This is a genomic window from Glutamicibacter sp. NPDC087831 (assembly GCF_044742845.1).
In the GTDB taxonomy this organism is placed as follows: Bacteria; Actinomycetota; Actinomycetes; order Actinomycetales; family Micrococcaceae; genus Glutamicibacter.
Map to the genome: position 1 here is coordinate 1,258,611 of NZ_JBIUVH010000001.1, position 26,632 is coordinate 1,285,242.

Genomic DNA, 26,632 nt, shown 5'->3' on the forward strand with positions numbered 1-26,632 from the left:
AGAGGTCCAAGCCTGACACTGAGTCTCCCCTTCGCGACCGCACATCAGAATACCGGTATTATAGCAACAAGAATACATGCCAATACAGACGAGATATGAATGTTTACGATATCTAAACGACTTTCCAGGACGAAATGAAGAAATTTTTCGTATACGGCGGTTGCGTTTCGCGCGACACATACGAGCTAATAAAAAATGAAAACTCCTTAACGCACTATGTCGCGAGGCAATCGCTAATTAGTGCGGCATCTAAGCCCGAAAAACGAATTCCAGTTCAGTCATTGCCGCTAAACTTTAACTCTCGAATGGTTAGAGGAGACATCGAGTCCTCCCTTTTCCCTAAAATCATCCAAAACAGTGACGAAATTGATATCTTCCTGTTCGATATATTGAGTGAGCGCCTAGGCGCATACCGCATACACGGCGGAACTTATATAACGAATTCCACTGAACTTGTTAGCTCAAATCTACTGTCAACGTTTAAGATTCCACGAACGCTAATTCGATTTGGTAGCGATAGGCATTTTGATATTTGGTCAAAATCCGCGGATCAACTAAAGATCCTATTGCAGGCTAAGGGGCTCTTGGAAAAATCGCGCTTAATCAAGGCAAATTGGACAGACATAACGATACAGGGAACTCCAACTCCGCAATTCAGGGGCATGGACTCAGCATCGGCGAACACCCTATACCAACGATACTACGATTACCTTTCTGGATTAGGTTTCGCAACCATAGAACCAGGACCTGAGATTTCTCTATCTGACAAAAATCACAAATGGGGCCCTTCTCAATACCACTACCAAAACGACTTCTACAATAAAATAATTGAAGAACTCGCTAAGGGCTAGGACACTAAATGACTAATTATAGATTATTGACAAGAGGTTTGGGCCTAAAAGTCAACGCGCGGCTGACGGGCGGACCTGACGACGCCGAATACACGTTCAAACTGCACCGTGGCAACGAGGTCACCGCGACGTCCAAAGCAGGCAGTTCGAACACATGGGAAACGCCACCATCTCTAGCTCCGGGCAAATACCATTTTACGTGCATGATTCGAACCAATTCTTCCATGGAAGTAGTTTCGAGCCTACCTTTTGACTTCGGACTTAACAAACAGATGATAAGGCCGCGGACTTTAAAACCACACCCTGCCCATCAGCCTCCTGCTTCTTTTCATTCATTACTCTATTGGGAGAGCAGAAAAGCTTTCGGCCACCGAGAGAATAGTGCGTGGCTATTGGACGAGAAACTAAATGCCTATGCCTTCGCTGAAAGTCTTGGACTGTCTAGCCCTGCACTAGAATTGAGGAGTTTTAACCACGATCAAATACCCCTTGAGCGAAATACTGTCGTAAAGCCACTCACAGGAGTCATGTCGCAGGGCGTATTTCTCATAACCGCTGATTCCATCATAGACCTTGTTAATAATCACACAATTTCTAATTTCACTGACTTACGCCAGTGTATGAAGAATCTTATAACGAGCGGTAAGATCAAGGAAGATCAGTGGATCCGCGAACGTTTGATTCTTGATGATAAAGTCGTAGACCAGCCTGCTCGCGACATTAAATTCTACACCTTTTACGGTCAGCCGCTCCTTGCGCTGGAGACCGTTCGCATTCCTAAAGTACAACGTTGCTGGTATGACAACTATTCAAACCTAGTTAACACAGGTAAATACTCGAAGGAACTTTTTGTTGGGCACGGGATTCCTCCAGAATTCTACGAAATCGCTGAGCGAATAGGTCATAGCATTCCAGCACCATTTGTCAGAGTTGATTTGTTGGCCTCACCAAGCGGTGCCGTTGTTAATGAAATTACTCCCAAGCCTGGGGGTGCACATCTATTCGCTGCATCGATCGACAATTCTTTAGGCAACCACTTGGTGAGCGCAGATGCCCGATTGAGAACGGACCTCATTTCAGGTAAGAAATTTGAGCATTTTAAATCGATCCAAAAACATCGCACTGATATTTAATCAAAAAATTTAGGTATGGTGAGATTTTAATATGAACTATTCGAACTACGCACAATGGAAACAGTTTCACTATTTGTGGGATTCTTTAGAGCATTTCAGGAATACGTGGAATCGCATTCCGGGAATTCACACTATCCAGTTTGCAGCTGGGCAGAAAAACATTGACCTCTACATCAACGAAAATATTAAAGAGACTACTCATAAGGCTACTCCGATATTTTTCAGTGGAGCGATATCGAATCGAACCACTCAATTAGGACCATTTTTTTCCGGTCTCGGCATGACTAAGAGGCTTGGGCTACCATTGATTGCGATTGCGGATCCAGCTCTCGATGCTGATCGCGATCTCAAGCTGGCCTGGTACTTAGGGGACGCAACCGACAATTTCGGAGAAAACCTGTCCGCAACTCTCGATGCCTTGCATCAGATTATAGAGACTGAACTGATTCTGGTTGGTGGATCCGGTGGTGGATATGCTGCTTTGAACGCCGGGCTAGACACTTCGAGCCGAACTACGACATTGGTTTGGAACCCACAAACCGATATATTCGAATACTCCCCCAGATTCGTCAAGGACTATCTTCGTAGTCAATACAATTTTTCGCACGACACTCTGCGCCGCGATGATTGGAAAGAATACTGCCGAATCCGTACTGATCGTGCGTCACGAACGTCAGTGGTCACTGAATCAACTCTACATAGACCGCGCAGATTGGTTTACCTTCAAAATCTAGGTGATTCACACCGTATAGAACATTTGCAGCCGCTTTGGTTCAAGACGACAACGCGTGAGTTGGTACAAGGGAAAAATCTATTGGGAGATGACCATGGTGTCTACCTAGCAGAGTTCGCATTGGGCCATGCTCCGCCATCCGGGACGCTCATTGGGTCTGTCCTACGGGAGTTGATGAATACAACCCTCGCGGTTAAGGATTTGACCTCTCTAGATGAATTTATCTAGCTACCCTAAATCTTAAATATTTTGGGTTGATATGCCATGGACCGTTCTTTACCCCACGATTTATACGAGAAAAGGGGTAAAGAACGGTGCCCAGTTTTGTTATGATGCATGCCAGGAGATTAAGGCGACTACCGAATATATATCCCTGATTCGTCCACGAGTTAAGGGTTTGTCTTTCAATAGGTCGTTTACGTACGCCCAGTTTAAGTCCGGTGCCGCTCCACGAATTTGTTTATCCGCTAACATCCTGGTCAAAACAGATTGAGCATCAGTATAACTAGCGGACTGCCAAAAATTAACGCCAAGACGGTTTGCCTGCTCGACGAATTTTGCTCTCTCCGCGGCAGTGGGATTCTTATCGTCCAAAATAAATGGATCCAACGTGTTAGGAATGACACGATTCTTGGTATGAGGCGTGCTGGGAGCATTTTCATAAGAACTCGGTCTGCCCAAAGGCAACGAACGCACACCATTGAATCGTCTCAAGTTCTGGAATTCGTCAGATTCAAAGCGCGGTTTATCAAACTCGAAGCTAACCAGATCCGGATCGAATGATTGCATGAGATCGTAGCCTAGGGCATTACCCGAACGTAGGAGAATTGGTGTTGACATTGCGAGCCTGAATCCATGGAGGGAATAAGCCGGATCGATTCGGGTCCCTACGCGGCTCCAGGCCATCGAACCTTGTCCAAAGTGAAACCTAGCGCGACGATGTATCCATAGGGCATCACCCCGGAAATCCTTTTCTTCGTACTGATCGGCGACCGACTGCCATTTTGCGTTGATCGACCGTGATAAGGAGGCCCAGGCTTCCTCTGAAATATACGTAGAATCTTTGTTAGACCATGGAAGCATCGACCGCATAGCTGCATTCGGATCATTCCTGTCAATTTCGGCGAATCGGTCTGCATAGACGGTTCGGTACATTTCGCCGTATCCACCACCGACAGCAACAACATCGACTGGGATCTCTCTACCATTAGGACCTGTGGTAAGAATTCCCCCACTGTGAAATAGCGGACCTAAAAGTCGCTCAGTGATGGAATGCGCTGGTCCAGGGACAAGTCCTGGACCAGTTGTCCTTTTTAATCCGTATTGCTCGGTCAAGCCATCCGCGATGATTCGATCCCGAGTTTTCTCGGGACCGGAACAGAAAAATCTGAACTTATCCTTTACTCCTGCGTGGGTGATTGCTCCTAGCACCAGACGCGAATCAAACCCGCCGGTAATGTGAGCGATTTTCATCTGAGAACGAGACCCTGCGACAGCAACAACGTTCTCGATAATGTCTTGCCGCGTCTTCCTGAGCAACTCGAAATAAGATTCTGAGTTGCTTTCCAAAAGTTCATTTCTCATATTAACTATTTGGAATGTTCCAGATTTGATCTGGATGAATTCAAATGAATCTAGTGTCTGAATCTCGTCATAGCTAGAATCACTAGTACCACAATTACCAATTAAAAGTCGTTCGACTTGGAAATTGTATGACTTAGTCGTTCGAACACCGTCAGCTTGCAATGCGCTATTCAATGAAGCTATATCTGTTGAAGCATAGTATTTCCCTTCTACATTGTAGTAGTAGACTATCGCGCCGCCGAGCGGGTCTGGCACCACTACGGCTTCTTGGTTCGTCTCGTCCACCACAAATAGAGCATTGGGGTTGCGGGTCCGAGATATCCAGCTTGCTCCGGTGCTCCGAAGCGTATCACTACCAGCGATCAACGGGACGAGAGAATCTAGATTCTCACGAGCCGAAATGACGCGGCCGTCGAATATAGCCGCTCCGTCTATCGTGTATCTTCTATCTCCGACAACGTTTGTGGATTGCCCGTTCAGGAGAGCCATTTTAGCGCCGTCTTGTCGCAATGGGTCATATCTGATGACGGGCGCAACGGTGCGAGTTATCGTTTTGGAATCCGCAGCTTCTGGGACAGAAATATTATCCATTCGCCCAATATAACACCTTGATAACTTATCTTTCGAAATGCACCTGAAGTTCATAGCAGCAGCAGCTGCTTATACAAATTAGTCATCATCCGGCCATCTGCGATCCATAGAACATCTCCACTTCGAGCAGAATGATACTTTATCGAAAGTTAGAAACACTTTCAGCAATGCAGGTTTCGATAGGCACCAGGAAATTTCCAGAGAACAACGAAGTATTCTCAGACGTTTCCGGTATCTTGCATACTTCCTGAAGGAGGGGACATTTCTACTCTCGGCTATCCATCCGTGTCACGACGTCTAGCCTTTATCTATCCATAGGATCATAGAAGCGAATACTGCTGGTGCGCCAGCAGAATACGAGTTTATTAGCGGTAAGCCCTCTTCGACTTATAGCGAGGTGAACCTGAAAGAAATGTAGGGCTCGCAATCCCTTCTGAACCGTCTGTAACTGTTTGTAGGGGCTGGCCTGGGACTAGCTGGCAGGGTGATATTGGTTCCTTGGACCCGATGTGACTCATGAACCAATTGACTCCTAAAGGGTGTCATTTCCGGTATCTGTCCGTCTGGCTGGACGGACAGGCATCGACCCCGACTACCGCGACGGCCTGACTAGAAGCCAACCCCAATCTTCGTGGATTGTGGCCCCATACAGGCCTGCCTCGTAGTGAACTTCTCCCGGGCCGATATCGGACACGACACGGCTCACAAGAAGGCGGCATCTTATGCCAATTACGGCTGATCACTAGCAATTTAATTTCTGCGTTGACACTCACGCAGCAACGCATGCATACGCGATTTTCGAATCGGCTTCAGGTCGGGTTCTGGCTCAAGAAACCTTCTCGACCAGTTCCACCGGCCTCACCCATGTAGCAACCTGGATCAGGCGCCGAACCGAGGACAATATCGACACTGTTCTTAGCTTGGGCGAGTCCACCGGTTCTTACGGAGCCGACATGTCCGAACGACTAACGCCGGAAAGATATGTGGTGTGGTTGAAGCGCCCACTCCTTCAGCCAAATGGCTCCGAGGCAAGGGAAAACAGACAATCTGGACGAAAATACAGCAACTAGGTCGGCACTAGTAATGGATCTTGAAAAGCTGTGTGACCGTCGAGCAGGCGATGTGCAGACCGCGCTTAGAGTACATAGCGTCAGGCGCGACCAGATGATTACTGATCGGCTTCGAGTCAATAACGCACTGGCGAGGCTGATACGGGCGAATGATTCAAATATGAATGCCCGCAAGCCGCTGAGCGCAATGCAGAGCAAGAGTATAACAACATGGCGCGAACGAGATGAGCCACTTGGCACTGGTATCGCCCTCGGTGAAGCTGTACGTCCAGCGCACAACAGATCAACGGGCTGGATTGCGACCTGAAAATTAACCAGATAAAGCTCACCGAGCTGACTTTTAAACATACACCGTCACGGGTGGCGATGCAGGGCGTGTCTTCTGACCAGGCCGTTCGTGCCCGTGTCCCGCATTAGCCGGTCAACCGTGTGTTTGGAGAGCACGGGGAAGCCTCTGCGGCGCAGCTATGCGGCAATCTTCTGACGACTGTAGAGGATTTCCGGCCCAAGCCGCTCCCCTAGCATCTGGATCGCGGCGCCCGCGCCACGAGTCGATGATCTAGGCGTCCTCGATGGCGCGCAGTGGCCGCTGTCTTGTTTTCCAGACCCGCTGGTTCGTGCATCGACCCGCACGCCTGCTGGCGGAGGACGGCGCAGATCAACTCGACCACATAACCTTCGGCCCTGAACTGTTCAATGCCCCGGCAGATCAGCGTCGGCGAGGGTCCAGCTTCATCGCGAAGAGAATCGATGTAATCCTCAGGGTTTCATTGACTTCCTTCAGATCCCGGTTTTGGGCAGGTTGGCGCTTGCGCTAATCCTGATAATCGGTGGTTGACCGATCCTTCACTCCGGTGTCAACCTGGGTCGGGAACACCCAACGACGCAAGGACTCGGGACCGGCATCCAGCATCGGAGCAAAGACCTTGCAAGCCGCGTGCACGCATGGGTGTTCGGGGAGCCGATCCAGGACCAGATGTACGGCACGGTCACGATCTTCGGAAGGCTACTTCTTGGGTATTGTGTCATCTTTCTCTCGAAAGACAGTGGCATCAAACCGCGTACGGTAAACAGTGGTCGACTTTTCGTGATCTTGCGTGGATCTTGACGCCCGAGTCTGCTATCAACCCTTCAAGCACCTCTCGATTTTTGTGAGCTTCGAGAAGTTCTTTCGCCCAAATTAATCCTTATTGTTTCCGCGCGGGTACTTTTTACTGAATGGAAATAGTACTCCATTGCTTTCAGAAAAATATGTATGCTGGTGACTCAATGATAAAATTTATTGAAGTGTTAATATCTTGCATTTGACTCTACATTCACTAGATAGCACTCTTCTCTGAACTTCCAGAGGATCACGTAGAAAGTTGTTTTCATTGGAGAGAAATATCAACGATCCTGACGTCTTCGATTCTCTGGACCAAATCCGCATTCGTCAGTACATCGTGAATCGTTTTAAATCAAGTTCAACCATGAGCACACTCAGGAATCTCCAGAATTTTACTCTGTCCGGCTCGCTCTCACATCCCAACTGGGGATCTGTGGAGATATTAATGAATGGAATTATTCAACTATCGAATAATAATAGCGTGAATCGTTTTGTACAGGGGTGGATATTTCTTTCTGGGTGGTACGCAGCTTTGGAGTCCTCCGCCGAAGACTTCGACCATGTTGAAAATTTCGTTCTAATCTGGATTGAACAATATGGCTCATTGCAGGAATCCGATTTAAGCTACAAGACTGTTTATCATGATGAAACCACCGCGCAAAGATTAGCTGCAGCTATCCATTTACATCAACTTTGCATGAGGCATAAAAGAACCCGTTTGATCAGTGAACTACAACGTTTAATGGACCAAACCGCGGCACTCCTGTACACAGACGATTTCTATGCTGGAAAAAACAATCACGGTATGTTCCAGGCAAAGTCTCTGCGAGACTATGCAGTTTATGCTGACTGGGCAGAGCATGCCACTCGATCCAACTTCTTAGCCCGCTCCCTGACGCGTATTTCTGAGTATTTTGCATATTCCTTCACGTCCGAAGGAGTGCATATCGAACACAGTCCGTCCTATCACCTAATGATAGCTAGACATATTCACGAACACTCATTGTTCATGGAGGCTGCTTTCGGTGTTATTCCCCCTGAGCTAAGCAAGATACTCGCGAGTGCCGAATCGCATACGATTCATTGTGTTCAACCAGACGGGAAATTTCTCCCACTAAGTGATACTGCGCAAGTTGCTCTTTCAGGAGCACGGAACAACGTTTTCAATAGCGAGGAGTTTGCTTACGTGTCTTCTTGCGGTTCGCGAGGTAGTGAACCCGGTACCCGCACATTGTCGGAACCGGTCTCTGGATACTTTTTTCATCGCACGTCTTGGAGCGATAGTTCGGCTGGATATCTGGCGTTTATAGCTGCATACAACGGGGCCTACCACAAACATTCGGATGATCTCCACGTGTACCTTTGGAAATATGGCTACGAATTACTGACTGAAGCTGGACCTTTCGGCTATCAAATGCAAGATGCCATGACAAAGTATGCTTTCAGTCAATTTGCACACAATTCAATTGTGCTGGATCATAAATCTTTATCCCGGCATGACAGACAATATGACCATGTGTCGATGACTCGCAGCCGAGTCGGAGAACTGGGTGAAATTTATGTAAGAGCATCAAACTCCAGGTTCACCGGCACTATCCATAATCGATCATTATTCATGTCCGATGATCTGCAACGCATCCGAGTGGTAGACAAACTAATTTCAGAATCTAACCATATCTACTCATTAATTTGGAATTTTGGTCCGTTTCTCAGAGTTGAAATCTTTGAGAATTATGTCATAGGTTGTATCGATTCCTTACCTGTCATCAGGCTCGATTTTTCTGGCGTCGATATCCAGAAGATCATTCGCTTTACCGGGCGGAGTGGATCTCGTCCGCGAGGATGGCGCTTTCCGAGTTTTGGTCACAAAGTCCCTGGCTCACAGATTCAAGTTATATTCGAGGGCCGGTCGGAAAGTGTAACTACCTTCATCACAACCTTCGACTTTGAAGCGAAGAAGCTCGGAAACTCCACCCCAAAGCAAATAACTAGCCTGCAGGAGACTCCAAAGGTTTCTAGTGCCCTCCCTTCCATTCCACAGGAAGGAGTCGAAGTGAAGGATCGTCAAAGATCACAGTTTGGTACTCTGCTTTGCCTTAACCATGTTCTTCGACTTGATCGTTGCAGCAAAGACACACGAGCAGTGATCCGTATTTACTACGAAAACGAACTAGTACACGAGCACCGAGGGTTGGTTAAAAGTATGGCCTTCACTGTAACGCGGAAAGGTAGATACCGAGCCAGAATTTTTCCTAAAGGTGCAAACCATGCCATGAAGGCTTTCACGTCCGACTGGGTTCTTGTCCCCTAGGTTAGCAACATTGTTGAATGCGGGTTCTCCACCGCGCAAGTGGTGGCGTAGAACTATTGATTATAGGCGATGTGTGTCCCCAGCTGCTAGCTTAAGATTCGCACTTCTACAATCAAAAATATAGGCAGAATAAATCGCGCAGCTGTGTCACTTACGAATAGAATAACTTCAGCCAAACTCGGGGGAGACGAACGCGTTGGGTCACGATTCAGTTGACGACCATCCGTGAAACAATGATTACGAGAACATAGATTAGTTGGGTGCCCCCCCCCTCGAAGGAGATAAGCATGGTAGTAGTTTGGCCCGTTCACTTCTCATCTCGATTGATGGGCCGGCGCTTGGGGAGTAGTGGCCTTTCAAGTTTCGCGATCGCTTTAGAAGCATGGCGACGAGGACTAGAAGTGACATTCACGGCGCCCGAGCTACACCTCTACTCCATTTCAGATGGCACCACTACGATCGACTTCAATTTCGCTAGGCCCGACTCACTTACCCCACGAGCAGACTATCTTCGCCTCGATAGAAAGGGAGAAACCAACCAGATACTCGCAAGACACGCAATACCTTCGCCACGGAGTATTCTGCTAGAGACATCGAACACAACATACGAACAGCTGCGTGAACTCGGTTTAATAATGGGATATCCTCTCGTTTTGAAGCCAAATCAAGGTTCAATGGGCCGTGGTGTCTTCTCGAACCTCAACGATTGGAACGAACTTCGGGATGCTTTCCATGAACTGACTGTCATGCTTAAACAAGATACGATCCTTTTAGAGCGTCATCATGGAGGAGACGACTACCGTCTACTTGTGATAGGAAATCGTGTTGTCGGCGCGGTCAAGCGGATACCCGCCAATATTGTTGGTGATGGAAGATCCACCATCGAAGAACTAATCGCCATCAAAAACAACCGTCGGACCAGAAATCCATTTTTGGGTTCTGGGTTAATCAAAGTTGATTACGAGGTCCGCAAGTGTCTGACGGACCAAGGACTGACCATTGACACTATTCCACGGAAAAATCAACAAGTGACATTACGCAGGGTTGCAAATGCATCTGCCGGTGGCGATGTCCAGGACGTAACAGAGACTATTCCTGATGCTATCAAGGAAGCCGCGATACGAGCAGTGCGCGTTCTCCCAAATATCCATATAGCTGGAGTAGACGTGCTCTACGACGGATCTGAAGAGACAAACTACGTGATAATTGAAATCAATTCGCGGCCACAGATTGGCGTGAATATGTATCCATCGATCGGCACTGGTCGCGACGTTCCAAAAGCCATACTTGACTCGTTCTTCCCTAGCTCTTCCAGGCCCACCGGTGACTCGTTCAAAACGATCCGCTTTGATCCCTCTGCGGTGCGTAATCTGTTCGCAGAAGGTTTGGCTTCGAAACTAACGTTACCCGCACTGCCTAAGCACGGTTTTCCGTTTCGTCAAAGGTACCTTTTCGACTCTGAGAGCGGTTCTGTTCAGTTACGTCCATATTCAGGTAGAACCATCAAGAAATTAGCACGAATTGGAGGCATTTCAGGTAAAATTACAAGCCGCCCGGATGGTGCACTTGAATTATTTGTTGCCGCTAGTTCAGAGTCTGCGGCACAACCACTTGTCGATAAAGTTTCGGACTTTTGCGGACAATCCGCACAGCTTTCAGCCTGGGACGGAATCGTCACTGTGGGGTTCAGGATCACGTAGTCGTTGTTCATCGAACATGTGAATTGACTTCCCGTGGCTAGCACGAATCGCGTGTTGCCTCTTGATCGGATCCCCGGGAGTGCCAGCCACGAGTAAACGATACTTTGGAATCGCAGCTAACGTCTTGTTCGGCGTGGTCGCGGCTGGCACACGGGACAGCTGTAGGAAGAACGGCCCATGAAGGGATCACGACGAATCAGAGACTCACGGCCGTTTTCTCTGCAACGCAAACAGGCTTTGCCTTCGCGCCCGTAGGCGTTCAAGGACCTGGAGAAATAACCGCTAGCGCCGTTAACATTCACGTATAGAGAATCAAAGCTCGTACCACCAGCGGCGAGGGCGCGTGTCATCACATCAACCAAAGCATCATTGAGGCGTTGCACTTCTGGACGCCTGATAGTGCCAGTATTGCGCAAACCTGAAAGGCCTGCTTGCCAAAGTGCTTCATCCGCATAGATGTTGCCGACTCCGGAAATGATCCCCTGGTCCAGAATGGCTCTCTTGAGTTCTGTCGTCTTTTTGCGAAGCGCGACGTACAGGTCTTCGGGCTTGCGGTGAGGATCCATCACGTCTCGGGCAATGTGAGCAGCCGCCTGTGGGATCGATGCTTTTAGCGACCCGGCTCCGGCAGGCAAACCATCAGATGTTGCAACCAGTGGGGAGAGGAACATTCCCCCAAAGATTCGCTGGTCTATAAAACGCAGTTCGTTGGGGAAATCGGATTTTTCGCTGAGTGAGAGCCTGACTTTTAGATGTTTCTCATCGGGAGCATCAGGTTCTTCTACAAGAAGTTGACCGCTCATGCCGAGGTGGGCAACCAATGCTGCAGGAGTTGAAAGGCCTTCGAGGTCCATCCAGAGGAACTTGCCGCGGCGAACCACAGAAGCGATAGAGCAACCACTCAATGTCTGTTCAAAATCTTCAACACCGTCGGTATGACGGCGGACGGAACGCGGGTCCAGCACTTGAGCGGTTAGTACCGTTCGAGTGCGAACCCACTTATCCAGTCCTTCTCGGACTACTTCAACTTCTGGCAGTTCTGGCATGAACTAAACGCTATCCCTTAGGTAGCTGCTCACCTGGATGCAGCAACAGCCAAGTCTTGTGCGCCGCTTCCTGCTCAGCTTCCTTCTTGGATGGCCCATGTCCCTGGCCGTATCCCTCGTTTCCGATGCGGAGTTCGGCAAGGTAGGTGCGTGCGTGGTCGGGACCGGAACCAGTGACCTGGTAGTGCATCTCGCCTAGCTTTTGGGAAGCTACTTCTTCCTGGATTACAGTTTTCCAGTCAGTCGTCGCGCCCAGCAGCCGATGATCTTCCAGCAGTGGAGTGACGAAACGAAGCACAAACGAGCGCGCAGCTTCCATGCCTTGAACCAAATAGGTGGCCCCAAGAATTGCTTCCATGGTGTCTGCCAGAATGGAGGATTTATTGGCTCCGTTGGACTGGGCTTCCCCACGTCCTAGGAGCAGGTGCTCCCCCACTTCCAGATCACGGGCAATGATCGCCAATGCGCGGGTACTGACGATAGCCGCTCGCCGCTTCGCGAGATCGCCTTCTGGCAGATTCGGGAAAGTTGCGTATAGGTATTCTGCAACGCAGAAGCCAAGAATCGAATCGCCTAAGAATTCAAGGCGTTCATTCGTTGGAATGCCACCGTTCTCATAGGAATATGAGCGGTGGGTAAATGCAAGACGAAACGTCTCGGAATCAATATTGATTCCGAGACGCTTCATAAGTTCTTCTTTTGAAGACATGTCTTAGACGTCTGCGACCTTGCGACCCTTGTACTCAAGGAACAATTCGGTACCAGCCGAGTCGGTGACAACCTTAGCCTGGTGAGGCAGGCTGTAGGTTACGCGACCGTTTTCAACGGTCTTCACCAGGTTCGGTGCGGTAGCCTTCCACTGAGAACGGCGGGCACGAGTATTCGCACGGGACATCTTCCGCTTTGGAACAGCCACGACTACTTCTCTTCTCTCTTGTCTGACGTTTTATCATTTGTCGCATCCTCTGCGACAATGTCGGACAGCTGCGCTAGCGCTGCCCAACGTGGATCCAGAATCTCATGATCATGCTGAGGGTCATCGTTGAGACTGATTCCGCATTCACTGCAGAGCCCCAAGCAATCTTCCCGGCAAACCGGCTGGAACGGCAGGGCGGTAACCACTGCGCTCCGTACTACCGGATCGATGTCAATCAAGTCACCGACCACCCAATACTGATCCACATCATCATCGTCTTCGAATTCTTCGCTCTCTTCATAATAGAAGAGCTCTTGAATATCAGCCTCGAAGTCGTACTCGATGGGCTCCAAGCATCGTCCACATTCCCCAGCGATTTGCGCTGTAGCGGTACCCGATACCAGAATTCCTTCATGCACGGCTTCAAAGCGAAGATCTAAGTCAAGCTCAGATCCTCCACGAATACCGATGAGTGCATTTCCCACATCTGCGGGTGCCGAAACCTGCTCATTGAGAGTTTTCATTGAGCCAGGCGAACGGCCGAGCTCCCTGGTTGAAAAAACCAGAGGCGAGTTGCGATCGAGTTCGCCGTGTGACGATCGATCAGAACGCTTTTCGCTAATGATGACTCCTATAGAAACATAGTCCGACATTTCATCTTAGCTTGCCGTAGGCCAAGTTCCCAAACTGAAACCAGTTTTCAGAGCTCGATGCCGGTGTTGCACTCACCACAGCATATCGTAGACGACCTGCCGATCCCTACTTGCACGCGTTGCTAATCCAACATTCCCGACCTTGCAATCCGGGCCGCGGACTTCGAAGAAGAATCGGAATAACGCCACGGGCGAGCGCGACGCAAAACGGCTTATAGCAAACGTCCCGAAGAAAGCCTGCCCAGCGAATTATGCTTGGTCATGCTTCGAATTAAGTGGTGAGGGATTCTCTGTGAAAGTGTTACGAACCGTCAATAGCGTCGTCAAGAAAGTGCAATCGCGCTTTGAGACACGGCGACACCTGAAGTTCATTCAGAACCACGCCACAGAACTACGTCACCTGCCCGTGGACGCTGACCGGTACAAGGTAGCGCTGCACTTTCCCGATGAGATGGCCAACGCCTACCAGATCAGGCAATGGTACGAACCGCTTTTAGCCTTGGCAGAATTCGTGCCGGTGGTAATCATCGTACGAAGTCCTGATACTGCACTGTCGCTGCGCAAGGAATGCCCGCTACCGATTCACTTCGCCCCCGCCGTTGTAGATGTTGAGCGATTCATGCAATCCCAGGATCTACGTGTGGTGTTCTACGTGAATCAAAATATCCGGAACTTTCAAATCATGCGGTTCAATGCGCCTAATCATGTCTTCATCTGCCATGGCGAAAGCGAAAAAGCCTACATGTGGTCCAACCAGCTCAAGGCCTACGATTATGTATTTTCAGCCGGTGAAGCAGCTAAAGATCGCCTGGTAAATCACTTGCGCAATTTCGACGCTTCGTTGCGATGCCGGTTAATTGGGCGTCCGCAAATAGATGTGGATTATGCGTCGCCGGTGAACCTGAATAAGGAACTACCAACACTTCTCTATGCCCCAACGTGGGAAGGCGACCGGCCTTCCATGAATTATGGCTCAGTACTATCCCATGGTGAACAATTAATTGACGCCCTGATCAAGGACGGCGGATTCAACGTTATTTTTCGTCCCCATCCACGTTCTGGAATGGGTGCGAAACCCTATGGGCAAGGCGTAGAAAGAATCCGAAAACAGCTGAGGGCGCACAGCGAAACTTCAAAAGCCCAATTCATTTTCGATGACTCGGCCCACTGGGGCTGGCAGTGGTCAGCTGCCGACCTTTGCGTGACTGACATTTCCGCAGTTGCTTATGACTTTTTGGCGACAGGGAAACCAATGTTCGTGACGCAACCAGTGTCCACCGAGGCTACAGTTGATGAAACTCCAGCGCTGCAACAGGTGCCTGCCCTTACAGCTGCATCGGCAACGGAAATCAGCCGGCTGGCGCGAGAGGCCTTGGCCGGCAGCAACCCGCAGCTACGAGGACTGGTCAATTACTACTTTGGCGACGTTTCCCCCGGTGCCAGCATGCAACGTTTCATTGCAGAAACGCTGGCGCTAGTGCAAGAAGACAGCGTCACTGATCACTAGCCAGCTTCAGCAGCATAGTGGTGCCGGGCCTGCAAGAGGCCCGGCAACACAATTTCAATAAGCTGCGGAGTCTTCCTTATTTGAAGAAGCGCTCAACAACGCGTCGCGCAGCATGTCCGTCATCGTTTGGGGCAAACTTTTCAATGAATTCGTCTCGATTCACCCCTGGCAGATCAACCCCCGCCAAGGCTGACGATAGTGCATCCCAAAGGTCGCTCTCTTCTTCAACAATTGGGCCAGGCAACGCACTCTCGTAGTCCAAATAGAAACCACGCAGATTGTCCCGGTAGTTCTCCAGATCGTATGCATAGAAGATAATTGGTCGTCGCAACAGCGAGTAGTCGAAGAACACCGACGAATAATCAGTAATCAATACATCAGAAGCAAGGTACAGTTCCTGAATATCTGGATGACTCGAGACATCGATAATGCGGTGCCGCAGGCTCTCCGGAATCGACACGGCATTTGATACCAGCACATGCATGCGCAACATCAAGATGGTATCTTCGCCAAAACGACGGTCGAACTCCTCCAGATCCATTGGCAGGTCGAATCTGAATTTACCGCGGCTTGAAGCCGCATCGTCACGGAATGTCGGCGCGTAAAGTACGGTCTTGATTCCTGGGGGTATTGCAAGCTCATCACGAACACGCTTTTCTTGCTCAGCAACGTCGGTACCGGTCAAGATGTCGTTTCGGGGATAGCCAAGCTCCACGGCTTCGCCTGAGAATGCATAGGCGGATCGCATGATCTCGCTCGTGTAGCGAGAAGGCGAAATGAGGTGCGTCCATTGGCGCGTTGCTCGTGTAACACGCTCAAGATACCCCACATCGCGGCCTTGAACTTCGCGAACATCGAGTGCCATCTGCTTGAGTGGTGTTCCGTGCCAGGTCTGCAGGAACACTCCCTTCGCGCGACGCTTCACATAGTGCGGGAAGCTCTGGTTATTCACCCAGTATTTTGCCCGTGCGAGGTGCCAGAAATATTCCGGTGACAATCGCTTAACGGTAGTCGTCAAAGGATCGGAGAAGCGGTGCTTTCCCGAGTAAACCCATACCTTGCGACGTGTGTCACCTTGTCGCAGCAATTCCTCGTAAATATACCGAGGAGAGTCGCCGTACTGATTCCCGAGACCCGATTCGAAGACGATGAGGTCTTCTTCCATGGGAGCAAGCTTGTACAACTTGTATAGCTTGCGCATGACGTCAAAGTACCGCTTGTTCCTACGGAACTTGTTCTTCAACTTAACCGGCAATTCGGCACGCCAGCCAACGTTGGGTCTGCCGCGCAGCTCGGCTCGCTCGATTTCTTCCGTTATGCGTTGCGAATTGTTTTGGTCCCGATGGGTCATGAACACGTCAGCACGTTGGCGGTACTTGTCTTCCATGGCTTTCCCTCGTTGCAGGGTACGTGAAAGATCATCCAGCAATGTTTCTGCGTCAAAGGCAATGCGGCCTGGCAATTCGTCGTCCAAGTTCAAATGCGATCCGCTCGGTCCCAAGAAGCGAGAGCGATCGAACTGGTAGTAGTGAACAGGCTTGTGCAGGAAGCTGAAGTCAAAGTTCACTGAAGAGTAATCCGTGACCATGATTGCCGCGGTCTTGATTAGTTCCTGGACGTCAATTTCACCTTGGACAATTAGTCGAGCGGGCGCGCCAGCAAAATGATCCCTGAATTGCATCATGTTGGGATGGAGGCAGAAAACAACTTCCAGGCCATACCTCTGGACTAATTCTGCAAGTTCCGCCGAATTAAGCAGGTTTTTCCATTGCTCGAGGTAGTCCGATTCTAGGAAAACTTCCTCATTCTGCAACCAATCACGCCACGTTGGGATGATCAGGAGCATGTTCTCGTTAACACTCAAATCCGTCGCCAGCAAGGAATCGAACCGCGATAGCCCGGTGACCTTGACTTCGCCAGGCGAGTAGAGGAAGTCCCTAACGATGTACTGCTTCTCGCGCTCAGAGGAAACCATGAAAAGGTCCGTCGCAAAGCCAGGTGAATTCTTGCCGTAGTTAGGAACCATCCATTTGGTTCCCATGACGCCATGCTGCAAGAACACCCGAGTAGCGCGGCAACGCGAGGAGAAGCTATGGTGCCTTGTTGGGTACAAGTAATCGGCATGGTGCGTGCCGATGACTCGTTGCGCACGAATAGCCAATTCAAAATGTTCTTTGCTGCCATGGAAAACGACGTGATCCATGGAATCGAAATTCCGCAAATCGGGAGCTTTCTCATCGATGACATAGTATGCATCAATATCTGGGCGTTCTTTGCGCAGGTATTTGAACAGATGCAGCCCGTTGTCCTGAGCCTTGTAGGATAGTTCGCCGACGATCCAAATCGGCTTCGAATCCGATGGCTGGCTGATTGGGAAACTGCGCTGTTTAGCGTTAGCAAGTACGGCAAAGGCTTCTTTGTCGAACACTTCCAAAATCACCGATGTTGATTTTGCTTTGAAGGTGAAATACGGAGAAATCGCTAGAGTCTTTTCACCGATTGTCACCGCATCTGCACGCGTCGTGCTGCGCACGGCAAACGGGGTACGAGTCACTCGAATGCGTGCAAGCTCACCGCTGGAATTCGAAGTCGCCAGCAGATAGAGATCGTAGTTATCGCCACGATCGATCGCCTCCCAGTCAGCAGATTTGAAATCCAGGGTTGCTGACCAGCTGTAGATAGCACGTCCAAAGCGCTTTGCTGCATGCTTTTCGTCGAAAACCAGCTCCGCTGGAACTTCAACTGCAAATTCCGATTTACGTCCAACCAGTTGCAAAGTGACTGAGGACAACCGGTCGCTCTGCGTTTCCAGAACTCCGCCCAACGACAGCATGCCGTCGTGGATCCGGGTGATGTCAGTACGAATTCGATATTTGAAGCGTAGAGGACGGTTCAGGGCCAAAGCCACTTCGGCCTTCTTATTGATATAAAGTCCTACGCTGCGTTCGCCTGAATTATAGACCGTGTCATGGCTAAAAGTAGTCGACGAAAACCGCCCCAGAATACGGTGGGCGATAACAGGGCCGTTGAGGATTAGTTCCCCGGCGTCGATCCGTTCCCGGACCTCTTTGCGCCTGAGCAGTTCACCGTCTTCAGTTAGCTGCAACCATGCGATTCCCGGAGGCAATTGATCGAATTCGGAGCTGAAGGTCAGTGCAAGACGAACCGTACCGGCGTACAGGTCATTTTCCAGAGTCACTTGGTTGTCATCTGCGTCATCCGAATCAGGAACGCTGGATTCCGGCTCTTCGTTGCTGGAAGCGAGTTCGCGATAGTCTTGCCACCGATCAAGAAGGGGATCCAGAGAGATCTCAGCATAGATTCGATGGGATTCATCGTGACCGATTTTGACTAGATCAGACGTAAGTGGCGCAACAGAAAGAACGATGTGGCTACCGTGTAATACCGAAACGGATTGCACGGGATGGGCAACGCTAGCGTCCAGATGCAGAACTTCATCACGAATTGCAAGGTTCAGCTCTTGGTAGCCGCTGTAGTAGCGATACTTTTTGCGCTTTAACCGCTGGGTACGCAAAGTCTGCATCGCTGACTGCGCCAAGTCTTGCATAGCTCGAATTTCAACTGCCACGAATAGTGTCCTTCAATGTTTTAGCTGCTATCCCCCGCTTAAGTCGTTCAGCGGAACAGCCTGGAAATCGCGCGTGTACAACATGAATAGGCCGCTAGCACCACACGGCAGTGGCCGTCATTTCATGTGATCCACAGTCTAAGATTACCGCCCATGGGCGATCAAATCAGTTTGAAACCGCCACGGACACCTGCAAATGGCCATAGAGTCTGCTTCGACTGGAGCGTTGTCATTATCTGGCGCTTAAAGCAATTGGTCCCAATTCGTATGGTACGAATTGGGACCAAGGAGTCAGCGGACCTCTAGCTGTGCCAACCCCGGAAGTTCTCCAGCTTTCCTTGACGTTCAACAATCAGCTTCTGAATGACGTTCTGGAATCGCTTAGTTGAATCCCCTCGGTTCAGGTCGCCAAAGTAGAACTGGCGCATTTCAATGCGCTGATCTTTGTGTCCGTCACGAGTCAGTGCATCGGCGAGCAGGTCTCCAACGTTCTTCACGCTATCTTGGTCTACTACGTGGCAGGCCTGCGCAACTGGTGCATCGCGGTGAAGAATTTCGCGGTTGGTACGTCGGTCGGAAATGACTAACGGATTGCCCGGGTGGAGGTACAGGTAGTCCAGGCCTACGCTGGAAACATCGGTAATCAGCGCATCGGTCGACTCGAACATGGCCAAGATATTGCCCTGTTCGGATATCACGTGCTCTGCGCCGGCTTCATTGGCAGCTTCGATCATTTCCAGAATGCGTGCGTGTGCCTGAGCAACGCCAGGAGTATTGCTTTCCTGAATTCGTGGGTGCGGCTTATAGACGACGCGCCAAGAAGGGTTCTCCAACAATGACTCGACAATGGCAACACCATATTTGTCCAACGAGGTGTAGTTGTTGTCTTCGTTTTCCCCTTCCCACGTCGGCGCATACATGACATCGAACTTCTCGCTTGGTTCCAATTCGAGTTCGAAGTTGATATCCAGCTGCGGACGACCGGTGACTTCCAATTTGTTGAACTCGAAGTCAATCAACATTGCCTCGTGGCGCTTGATGGCTGCAGGGCCTGCGACAAAAACCTTGTCGTAGGCCTTGGCCTTATTCGAAACCATCGAGAGTTTGTCGCTCTCACCATGGTTTACATGCACGTGAACAAGCCTTGGGTGATCCAGGGACTGGAAATTCGTGCGCGAATTGTTGGTGTATATGACCAGCTTCAGGTCATTGTCATCATACAGATCCATGAGATCAGTCAATCGGCGTACATAGATCCTTGGCAGGTCTGTAAATTTCTCCGCCGCTTTGAAAGCACTCAAAGTACGGAAGACCAGCAGTACTTCTTCTTTCACATGCAGTTCTTCAAGCACCGGAAGCCACTGAGTCACCTGATAGATCTTGTCAGCGCCATCTCCGAAGTAAACCGCTACAGATCCTGGTACCGGAATATTGGATACACCAACATTCACATTGGCCGACGGACGACCGGTTAGCCCCATCAGACGGGATATCCGTTTTGCTTCCGGACGTCGCCCCACTTTTTGCAGGGCGCCCTTTACGCTGGACTTGATGGAGTCTGTGATGTGCTCGCTAGCCATGAGTACTTTCAAATCTCGAAAACAACAACTTACAACTAAACGAGTTTACTAGCTCAGTTCCTTCACGATCTGGCTCAAAGTGTCCAATGTGTTCTTTAACGACGTGACATGTCGCTCATCGAACTCGCTCAGGACACGTTTCATTTCGGTTGTCGAGATACCTGAGGTACGTGGAAGGTAGACAACTTCGACTTCATCACCGAGGTCGTCAAACTTGCCCTTCCAGTCTTCGCCGATGCCGAAGACCTTTGCATCGTACTTCTTGATGTCAGTACGTTTCTGTTCCCAGTTCTCTTCGGGAATGGCGAGGTCTACGTATTTGATGGCTTGGACGATCTCAAGACGCTGTTCGAAAGGAACTACAGGCTTCTTGCCCTTGATGGCGTTGAACTCATCAGTGGATACGCCAACAACCAGGCGGTCGCCCTTCTCCTTGAGACGCTTCAGGATATTCAGGTGGCCGATATGGAACAGGTCAAAAGTTCCGTACGTCAAAACAGTTTTAGTCATGGGTCCCTTTCGAAGTAAGGTAATAGCTTCGCTTGCTTAGCTAGTGGCGCTCACTTGTGTTCGTCGTTAGATAATAGGCAGACGACCCGCGAGGGTCATGCGAACTATTGTTTTCCATCTAAGTTTAGGCCGTGGTTCACGGTACCAGGGGCTGCCGGTCCAACCTGCCCGCCATCCGGCTATGTACTGGGACACAGCGCTTTTGTTGTGTCGCAGCCGCAAGCACTCAATGAGCATCCAGGTTGTTGGATAGATCCAACGCAGCGGCACGGGCAAGTTACGGCGAGCCAGCCACACCCGGTTTCGGGCATTCAAACGATAGAACTCGTCGTGGCGTCGTGGATCCACGATCGGATGGCCAATCTGCATGTCGCCGGCATACCAGACGTAAGTGCCTGTGTCCCATACGCGCCAGGCAAGTTCGATGCCTTCATGCGCGTACCAGAATCCCCCCGCCCAGCCACCCGTGGAATCAAAAATTCTACGGGTAGTAACTAGGCAAGTTTCCCCCACGTGGAAAACTTTGCTTGGTTCCACTGCCGTTCGTTTTTTCAAGCGCGGGATCCAACGTCGTGGATTCTGTTCTTCGTTTTCAGGATCAGTGATGCGCGGCTGCAACAGCCCCATGCGAGGGTAATGCTTGAACCGTTCGACAGCCGTAATCAAGAAGTCATCATCGATGAACCATGAATCGTCATCGAGGAAGCACAAGTATTCGCCATTTATCTGGTTCACTCCAGCATTGCGGCCGGCCGGAATGCCCAAATTCTCTGGAAGAAAATGAGTCTTGATCCCTTCAGGGATATCCGTTGGATCCCATCCGTTGCCTACGACTACAGCGTCAATCTGCACTGAACGTTGGGCCAGCAAAGATTCCAGGGCGCGTCGGAGCTCAACCGGGCGGTTACCCATGGTCAACACAACTACGCCGATGGTCGGTTTGATCTCTGCAGGCATTTGTCCTCTAAGGCGGTGGGCTATACGGAATTAGGTCAAACTATGCTTTGAGCCGGGACGAGGCCATATTGGAAAGGAAATGCCCAAAGTTCACTAGGACGCATGCCGGCAATAGGATCCAGACCATCCACTTTTCGGCGGCTCCTGGAATACCCACGATTGCGGAGATAACCGAGCATCCAAGAATGATCAGCGATAGTTCAACTGCGTGCAGGAGCTTATGGAATGGCAAGAAGCGAGCCAGGGAACGCAGCTTTCCAACGAGTGAAGTTGTTGGAACTGATCTGGCGGCTGCAGTATCCGGCAATTTTCCGAGGCCAGCCATGCCTCTGGCTGCATGAACCATGAGTGACTGCGAACGGTTCAGGACCAGAAGAACCGACAGGCAAGCGGCCATGAACAGTGTAGGCCAGGCCTGCTCAACTGAGGAATCATCCGCAGACAGTTCTATGAAGGCCCGGTAGCCCAAAGCAATTGGGATCAGCGCCTCTGTTGTGTGGTGCCCAACCATGTCAATGAAAATACCGCGGGGAGATTGAGTTCCCCTCCAACGTGCGACTTCTCCGTCAGAACAGTCAAAATACAGCTGGAGCTGCGACAAGATTACTGCCAGCAACGGTCCCCAGATGCCAGGAATCAACAGCGCTAGAGACATGAACCAACCCGCAAGAATCATCAAGCCGGTAACGCCATTGGCACTGATACGCGTGCGCACCAGTATTGCGGTGAGGTAAATGGAGATATGGCGCAGGTACAGCTCAGCTGTCCAGTGCTCGGCATTCTTACGCGCACGGACTTCCGGAGGTTGGCAGACCGCACGCAGCTGTTCGAGCGTTGGATTCTTTGGACGTTCAACCATGATTACCTAACGCGCCCTTTGTCGACAGTGCCGGCTGCCCCGCAAAAACGACCCTTGATGTATCCAAAAGCCCAAGGCAAATGGATTGCGGGGAAAGCACATGCTGCCAGCAACTTGTCTTTCAATCCTTTTGCGTTGCTAGTCAGCCCCGCAGCCAACGCGATCGCTGCATAGACCGCAGGTACGGCCTTGGCCAAGTTCAAAACTACGCTCACACCGGTTGGGGCTGCTTCGCGAACTAGCGGCTCAATTACAGTTGCCGCTAGTCCCGTTGCAACCCCCAAAAGCAATAGTGGTGGAACATCGTGGCGCAACGACTTACCTTCAGGGAAGCGCCGCGCAATTTCTGCTCGCCAAGTCCCCGAGGCCTTGGACTGGCTAATCAAGGATTTGAAGCTATCACGCGGATAGTAGCCGACCTTTAGTTCTGGATCGAACCAAACGGTGTGGCCCGCCTGGCGAATACGCAAGCAGAGTTCCCAATCCTGGGCTCGCCATAGTTCCTCGTTGTAGTAACCGACTTCTTCAAATACTTCGCGACGAAAGATACCGAGGTACGCAGATTCAGCAGGGCCTTCTGGGGCACCCGAATGATATGCCGGTCCGCCAAAACCAAACTTCGAATGATAAGCCGCTGCGATTCCTCGCTGGACAGGTGTACGCCCTTTTGCGTCCATCAGTCCCCCAACGTCGTGCGCATTCACGCGAAAAAGAGTTTCGATTCCACGTTGTGTGTAGTGCGACGGCAGCTCGCTATGGGCGTCGACGCGAATAACTATCGGCAAAGTAGACGCCCGAATAGCCAAGTTGAGACCAATGGGTGTTCTGCCAAGAGGATTATGGACTAATACGATTCTTGCGTCGGCATCAGCCAGGCGTCGGGCAACGTTGTATGTTGTATCAGTACTGGGCCCTAATGCTAGTACAAGTTCCTTCTCGCCAGAATAGTCCTGCCCCAAGATCGAACTTACCGCTTCTTCAAGGTAGTCCGCTTCGTTCAGCACGGGCATGACATAGGAAACGCCAGGAAGTTGAGTCATGCGGGCCTTACTTCTTCGCTTTCAAGAATTTCTGATATTCCTTTATCACTGAAGCAGTGTCACCATCCATCATTTGCACACCCTTTTCAATCCAGATGCAACGATCACAGGTTTCCTTGATGGAATTCATAGAGTGGGAAACATTGAAAATGGTACCCGCGCTATCCCGGATTTCGCGGATTTTGGCCTCACTGCGCTTTCGGAATTTCGCATCGCCTACAGCAAGAGCCTCATCAACAATGAGGATGTCATGTTTTTTAGAAGCTGCAATCGCGAACTTTAGCCTTGCGCCCATGCCCGAAGAATATGTACGCATTGGGAGGTCGATAAACTCTTCGAGCTCGGCAAATTTCGTAATCTCTTCCCGCATCTTCTCGACTTCAGCGCGGCTATATCCAAGCGCCAACCCGCCTAGGGTAATGTTCTTGTCGCCTGAAAGATCGGGGATTAAAGCTGCGCCTACGCCAAGTAGGCTGGGGCGTGAACGAGCGAATACTGCGCCATCCGATGGCGGAGTCAGTCCAGTGATGGCCCTAAGCAACGTGGATTTGCCCGAGCCGTTCGAACCAATTACACCGATTGATTCATTTTCATAGGCGACAAAGGAAATTCCCTTGAGCGCATGAACTGTTCGAACACCTCTGAGCTTTGGTTGGAGAAGGCGGCGGGCGCCTGCGTTTCCAATTGCCTTGCCACTTGCAAACACCTCATACTTCACATGCAGATTATCGACGATGACGACAGGCTGCCTTGACGAATCCACAGTAATCGACTGCGACTCGACTTGGTCAGGCGTCACAACATCGATGAAGGAGGTGTCATCTGAGAATATAGGCGCTGGCTCGTACTCCGGATGCAGCTGCGGGTTAATCAGATCATCGAAACTAATTCGCACGTCCGTACCTTTCTTCGGCCTTCCAGAAGAAGATCAACCCAGCGATAAGCATGAAAATTGCCCAAACGGATATAACCCACCATGCCTGCGGGTCATACTCAGCATGATCCATGATGAATCCACGAGCCAATTGCAGGGTCTGATATATCGGATGTATGTCGAAGATTGCAATCATCCAGGGCCAATGATTCAGAAGTCGTTCTGCGCTGAAAAGCACTCCTGAGGTGTAAAACAGAACGCGGCCAATCATGGGTAACACGTTCGAGAAGTCACGGACGTGCACAGTGATGCGAGCACAAATTAACGCGACTCCGAGGTTGAAAACAGTAAAGATTGCAAGGATCGGTATAATCCCAAACCAAGTCCACTTAGGGCTGGTACCAAGAATCAGAGCGTAAATGAACATCACTGCGATCATTGGCATGAGAGTCAGCAAGTTCTGGGTAACCTGAGCGACAGGCAGAGATAATCGTGGGAAGGCAAGAGATTGCACCAAAGCCGCATTCCCCGTGATCGACTTGGCTCCGCCGTTCATCGAGGTTGAGAAGAACTCGAAAAGGAAAACGCCGATCACGACATAAACGGGGAAATCGACACCTCGTGCGCCGCCCTGCAAGATGCCGAAGACAAATCCGTACACCAAAGCATTGAATGTCGGCTTGATTACGATCCATACCATCCCCAGGCGATTTCGCTGGTTCTGCGATTGGACGCGTGCTTTAGCCAGCTCATAAATGAACTCGCGGCGTTGCCATGTCTGCTTCAGATAGTTGACCAATGTTGGTCTTGCACCAACACGGTGCAAGCCGTATTTTTCGGCCTCATCTGCAACTGTCATGCGAATTATGTCCTCTTGTTCGAATGCTTCTTGATGCATTATCGGCTAAGCATAGATGTACAAAGTCTAGTAGATGGAGAGCTGTTCTTCTGGCTTTCGCTCTTCAGCTTGGTGTAGTACATCCCACATCTACTACTTACGGTGTTTCAGGCGGGTTTTCGCGAAGGTAGTCAGCCATGGCATCGCCTTGCAAAGCTTCGCTAATTTGAGCAATAGCGAGTTCGCTTGCCAATTCTATTGATTGCCCGTCTGCACTAGTCGATGTTCCAGCAGTTGGCATGGTGAACATCTCCATATTCTCCGTGTCCACGTTTTTGAGTTGCAAACCCAGTCCGACCAAGGTTGCGGCATCAAAGTTGTCGTCAAAGGTGAGATAGGGAGAAACCTTGTCGACGATGTCGTACAGCTTGACAGGGTTAGTTAATGTTCCTGATGAGAGCACCTGATTTGCTGCTGCAGCGATGAACTTGCGTTGATTCGCGACACGTTGGTAATCACCATTGGTAAACGACTTTCGCTCGCGCACAAACCGAAGTGCGCGGTCGCCTTCCAGCGTGATGTCGCCGGCTGGGTAGAAGTAGTCCGTGTCGTTTGCCGTGAATGGGATCTCATTATTTACAGTCACACCACCGAGAGCAGTCGATAATTCACGGAACCCTTCGAAATCAACCATGGCTACATGATCAAGCTTGGTGCTGAAGAGTCCTTCAATCGTTTGCATCAACAGAGGAACCCCGCCAAGCGATATCGCGGCATTGAGCTTGTTCTTTCCATGCCCCGGAATCTCCAGATACATGTCTCGAACCATCGACATAACGTAGACCTGTGAGCGGTCTTCCGGGATATGAACAAGCATCATTGAATCGCTACGTTGTGAAACTGCCCCATCAAGAGCTTGAGCATCGGCAGTACCTTCATCTGCATGATCGACGCCCAGTAATAAGACATTCATGGACTTATCTTCAGGATCTTTGATCGGACGAGCTTGCTCCTCGGCGTCTGAAAATCCTAAATCCACGGTATTAGATTTCGTGTTGAACTGGCGCTGCAAATCGAAAAGAACATAGCCGGTGCTGAGCACTGCCACCAGGAGCACTACAACTACAGACACGACGACGCCTTGTGTTCTCTTCTTTTTCCGACGTTCAGATCGAGTCCGCGCGC

Annotated in this window: 20 protein-coding genes; 6 read left to right on the forward strand and 14 right to left on the reverse strand. The window is 50.3% G+C overall.

The window, feature by feature from the left end; all coding sequences use genetic code 11:
- The first annotated feature begins 134 nt into the window (after window positions 1-134).
- From ACIOJF_RS06130 to ACIOJF_RS06140, 3 genes are read left to right on the forward strand one after another with little or no spacing between them, the layout of a single operon-like run.
- Complete coding sequence (locus ACIOJF_RS06130) at window positions 135-851, forward strand: DUF6270 domain-containing protein (protein WP_402741347.1); 717 nt, start codon at window positions 135-137, stop codon at window positions 849-851.
- An 8-nt stretch (window positions 852-859) separates the two neighbouring features.
- Window positions 860-1,984 carry an ATP-grasp fold amidoligase family protein gene (locus ACIOJF_RS06135; RefSeq protein WP_402741348.1) on the forward strand — a complete coding sequence of 375 codons (1,125 nt, stop codon included), beginning with the start codon at window positions 860-862 and terminating at the stop codon, window positions 1,982-1,984.
- 31 nt (window positions 1,985-2,015) lie between these two features.
- Window positions 2,016-2,945, forward strand: coding sequence for a hypothetical protein (locus tag ACIOJF_RS06140; protein WP_402741349.1), 930 nt, complete (start codon window positions 2,016-2,018; stop codon window positions 2,943-2,945).
- Window positions 2,946-3,044: 99 nt separating this feature from the next.
- Here the strand turns inward: ACIOJF_RS06140 and ACIOJF_RS06145 are convergent, their stop codons facing one another.
- The gene (locus tag ACIOJF_RS06145) at window positions 3,045-4,892 is read right to left on the reverse strand and encodes a hypothetical protein (protein ID WP_402741350.1); all 1,848 of its coding nucleotides are present in this window, start codon (window positions 4,890-4,892) and stop codon (window positions 3,045-3,047) included.
- 2,434 nt (window positions 4,893-7,326) lie between these two features.
- Here ACIOJF_RS06145 and ACIOJF_RS06150 point away from each other — a divergent pair.
- Both ACIOJF_RS06150 and ACIOJF_RS06155 read left to right on the forward strand, forming a co-directional pair.
- The gene (locus tag ACIOJF_RS06150; RefSeq protein ID WP_402741351.1) at window positions 7,327-9,378 is read left to right on the forward strand and encodes a heparinase II/III family protein; all 2,052 of its coding nucleotides are present in this window, start codon (window positions 7,327-7,329) and stop codon (window positions 9,376-9,378) included.
- 326 nt (window positions 9,379-9,704) lie between these two features.
- Window positions 9,705-11,078 (forward strand): hypothetical protein, encoded by a 1,374-nt coding sequence (locus ACIOJF_RS06155; RefSeq protein ID WP_402741375.1) that lies wholly within the window; start codon window positions 9,705-9,707, stop codon window positions 11,076-11,078.
- A 116-nt stretch (window positions 11,079-11,194) separates the two neighbouring features.
- Here the strand turns inward: ACIOJF_RS06155 and mutM are convergent, their stop codons facing one another.
- From mutM to ACIOJF_RS06175, 4 genes are read right to left on the reverse strand one after another with little or no spacing between them, the layout of a single operon-like run.
- A complete protein-coding gene (mutM, locus tag ACIOJF_RS06160; protein WP_402741352.1) occupies window positions 11,195-12,124 on the reverse strand; it encodes a bifunctional DNA-formamidopyrimidine glycosylase/DNA-(apurinic or apyrimidinic site) lyase in 930 nt (309 codons plus the stop codon).
- A 10-nt stretch (window positions 12,125-12,134) separates the two neighbouring features.
- Window positions 12,135-12,833: a ribonuclease III gene (rnc, locus tag ACIOJF_RS06165; RefSeq protein ID WP_105659217.1), complete on the reverse strand. Its 699-nt coding sequence runs from the start codon at window positions 12,831-12,833 to the stop codon at window positions 12,135-12,137.
- 3 nt (window positions 12,834-12,836) lie between these two features.
- A complete protein-coding gene (gene rpmF / locus ACIOJF_RS06170) occupies window positions 12,837-13,040 on the reverse strand; it encodes a 50S ribosomal protein L32 (RefSeq protein ID WP_013348816.1) in 204 nt (67 codons plus the stop codon).
- A gap of 2 nt (window positions 13,041-13,042) precedes the next feature.
- Window positions 13,043-13,564: a DUF177 domain-containing protein gene (locus ACIOJF_RS06175; protein ID WP_181148963.1), complete on the reverse strand. Its 522-nt coding sequence runs from the start codon at window positions 13,562-13,564 to the stop codon at window positions 13,043-13,045.
- Between the two features lie 427 nt (window positions 13,565-13,991).
- Between ACIOJF_RS06175 and ACIOJF_RS06180 the strand changes: the two genes are divergently transcribed.
- The gene (locus ACIOJF_RS06180; protein WP_402741353.1) at window positions 13,992-15,200 is read left to right on the forward strand and encodes a CDP-glycerol glycerophosphotransferase family protein; all 1,209 of its coding nucleotides are present in this window, start codon (window positions 13,992-13,994) and stop codon (window positions 15,198-15,200) included.
- 76 nt (window positions 15,201-15,276) lie between these two features.
- Here ACIOJF_RS06180 and ACIOJF_RS06185 read toward each other — a convergent pair whose 3' ends face one another.
- The 9 genes from ACIOJF_RS06185 to ACIOJF_RS06225 form a co-directional block, all read right to left on the reverse strand.
- Window positions 15,277-18,789 carry a CDP-glycerol glycerophosphotransferase family protein gene (locus ACIOJF_RS06185; protein WP_402741354.1) on the reverse strand — a complete coding sequence of 1,171 codons (3,513 nt, stop codon included), beginning with the start codon at window positions 18,787-18,789 and terminating at the stop codon, window positions 15,277-15,279.
- A 302-nt stretch (window positions 18,790-19,091) separates the two neighbouring features.
- Window positions 19,092-20,369 carry a CDP-glycerol glycerophosphotransferase family protein gene (locus ACIOJF_RS06190; RefSeq protein WP_133833484.1) on the reverse strand — a complete coding sequence of 426 codons (1,278 nt, stop codon included), beginning with the start codon at window positions 20,367-20,369 and terminating at the stop codon, window positions 19,092-19,094.
- A gap of 48 nt (window positions 20,370-20,417) precedes the next feature.
- On the reverse strand, window positions 20,418-20,879 hold the full coding sequence (locus ACIOJF_RS06195; RefSeq protein ID WP_105659212.1) for an adenylyltransferase/cytidyltransferase family protein: 462 nt from the start codon (window positions 20,877-20,879) through the stop codon (window positions 20,418-20,420).
- 66 nt (window positions 20,880-20,945) lie between these two features.
- On the reverse strand, window positions 20,946-21,836 hold the full coding sequence (locus ACIOJF_RS06200) for a glycosyltransferase family 2 protein (protein WP_133833485.1): 891 nt from the start codon (window positions 21,834-21,836) through the stop codon (window positions 20,946-20,948).
- 40 nt (window positions 21,837-21,876) lie between these two features.
- Window positions 21,877-22,695 (reverse strand): CDP-alcohol phosphatidyltransferase family protein, encoded by an 819-nt coding sequence (locus tag ACIOJF_RS06205; protein ID WP_402741355.1) that lies wholly within the window; start codon window positions 22,693-22,695, stop codon window positions 21,877-21,879.
- Between the two features lie 2 nt (window positions 22,696-22,697).
- Complete coding sequence (locus ACIOJF_RS06210) at window positions 22,698-23,735, reverse strand: glycosyltransferase family 2 protein (RefSeq protein ID WP_133833487.1); 1,038 nt, start codon at window positions 23,733-23,735, stop codon at window positions 22,698-22,700.
- 7 nt (window positions 23,736-23,742) lie between these two features.
- Window positions 23,743-24,534, reverse strand: a complete 792-nt coding sequence (locus ACIOJF_RS06215; protein ID WP_388022946.1) for an ABC transporter ATP-binding protein — start codon at window positions 24,532-24,534, stop codon at window positions 23,743-23,745.
- Between the two features lie 85 nt (window positions 24,535-24,619).
- Window positions 24,620-25,468: an ABC transporter permease gene (locus ACIOJF_RS06220; protein ID WP_133833488.1), complete on the reverse strand. Its 849-nt coding sequence runs from the start codon at window positions 25,466-25,468 to the stop codon at window positions 24,620-24,622.
- 136 nt (window positions 25,469-25,604) lie between these two features.
- Window positions 25,605-26,579 (reverse strand): LCP family protein, encoded by a 975-nt coding sequence (locus tag ACIOJF_RS06225; protein WP_286172113.1) that lies wholly within the window; start codon window positions 26,577-26,579, stop codon window positions 25,605-25,607.
- Window positions 26,580-26,632 lie beyond the last annotated feature (53 nt).

Bases quoted from the DNA above. Each gene is read 5' to 3' on its own strand.
- ACIOJF_RS06155 (WP_402741375.1), top strand. From the start codon at position 9,705: ATGGGCCGGCGCTTGGGGAGTAGTGGCCTTTCAAGTTTCGCGATCGCT.
- mutM (WP_402741352.1), bottom strand. From the start codon at position 12,124: ATGCCAGAACTGCCAGAAGTTGAAGTAGTCCGAGAAGGACTGGATAAG.
- ACIOJF_RS06190 (WP_133833484.1), bottom strand. From the start codon at position 20,369: ATGGCTAGCGAGCACATCACAGACTCCATCAAGTCCAGCGTAAAGGGC.
- rnc (WP_105659217.1), bottom strand. From the start codon at position 12,833: ATGTCTTCAAAAGAAGAACTTATGAAGCGTCTCGGAATCAATATTGAT.
- ACIOJF_RS06130 (WP_402741347.1), top strand. From the start codon at position 135: ATGAAGAAATTTTTCGTATACGGCGGTTGCGTTTCGCGCGACACATAC.
- ACIOJF_RS06220 (WP_133833488.1), bottom strand. From the start codon at position 25,468: ATGACAGTTGCAGATGAGGCCGAAAAATACGGCTTGCACCGTGTTGGT.
- ACIOJF_RS06145 (WP_402741350.1), bottom strand. From the start codon at position 4,892: ATGGATAATATTTCTGTCCCAGAAGCTGCGGATTCCAAAACGATAACT.
- ACIOJF_RS06140 (WP_402741349.1), top strand. From the start codon at position 2,016: ATGAACTATTCGAACTACGCACAATGGAAACAGTTTCACTATTTGTGG.
- ACIOJF_RS06175 (WP_181148963.1), bottom strand. From the start codon at position 13,564: ATGAAAACTCTCAATGAGCAGGTTTCGGCACCCGCAGATGTGGGAAAT.
- ACIOJF_RS06195 (WP_105659212.1), bottom strand. From the start codon at position 20,879: ATGACTAAAACTGTTTTGACGTACGGAACTTTTGACCTGTTCCATATC.
- ACIOJF_RS06205 (WP_402741355.1), bottom strand. From the start codon at position 22,695: ATGGTTGAACGTCCAAAGAATCCAACGCTCGAACAGCTGCGTGCGGTC.
- ACIOJF_RS06200 (WP_133833485.1), bottom strand. From the start codon at position 21,836: ATGCCTGCAGAGATCAAACCGACCATCGGCGTAGTTGTGTTGACCATG.
- ACIOJF_RS06135 (WP_402741348.1), top strand. From the start codon at position 860: ATGACTAATTATAGATTATTGACAAGAGGTTTGGGCCTAAAAGTCAAC.
- ACIOJF_RS06210 (WP_133833487.1), bottom strand. From the start codon at position 23,735: ATGACTCAACTTCCTGGCGTTTCCTATGTCATGCCCGTGCTGAACGAA.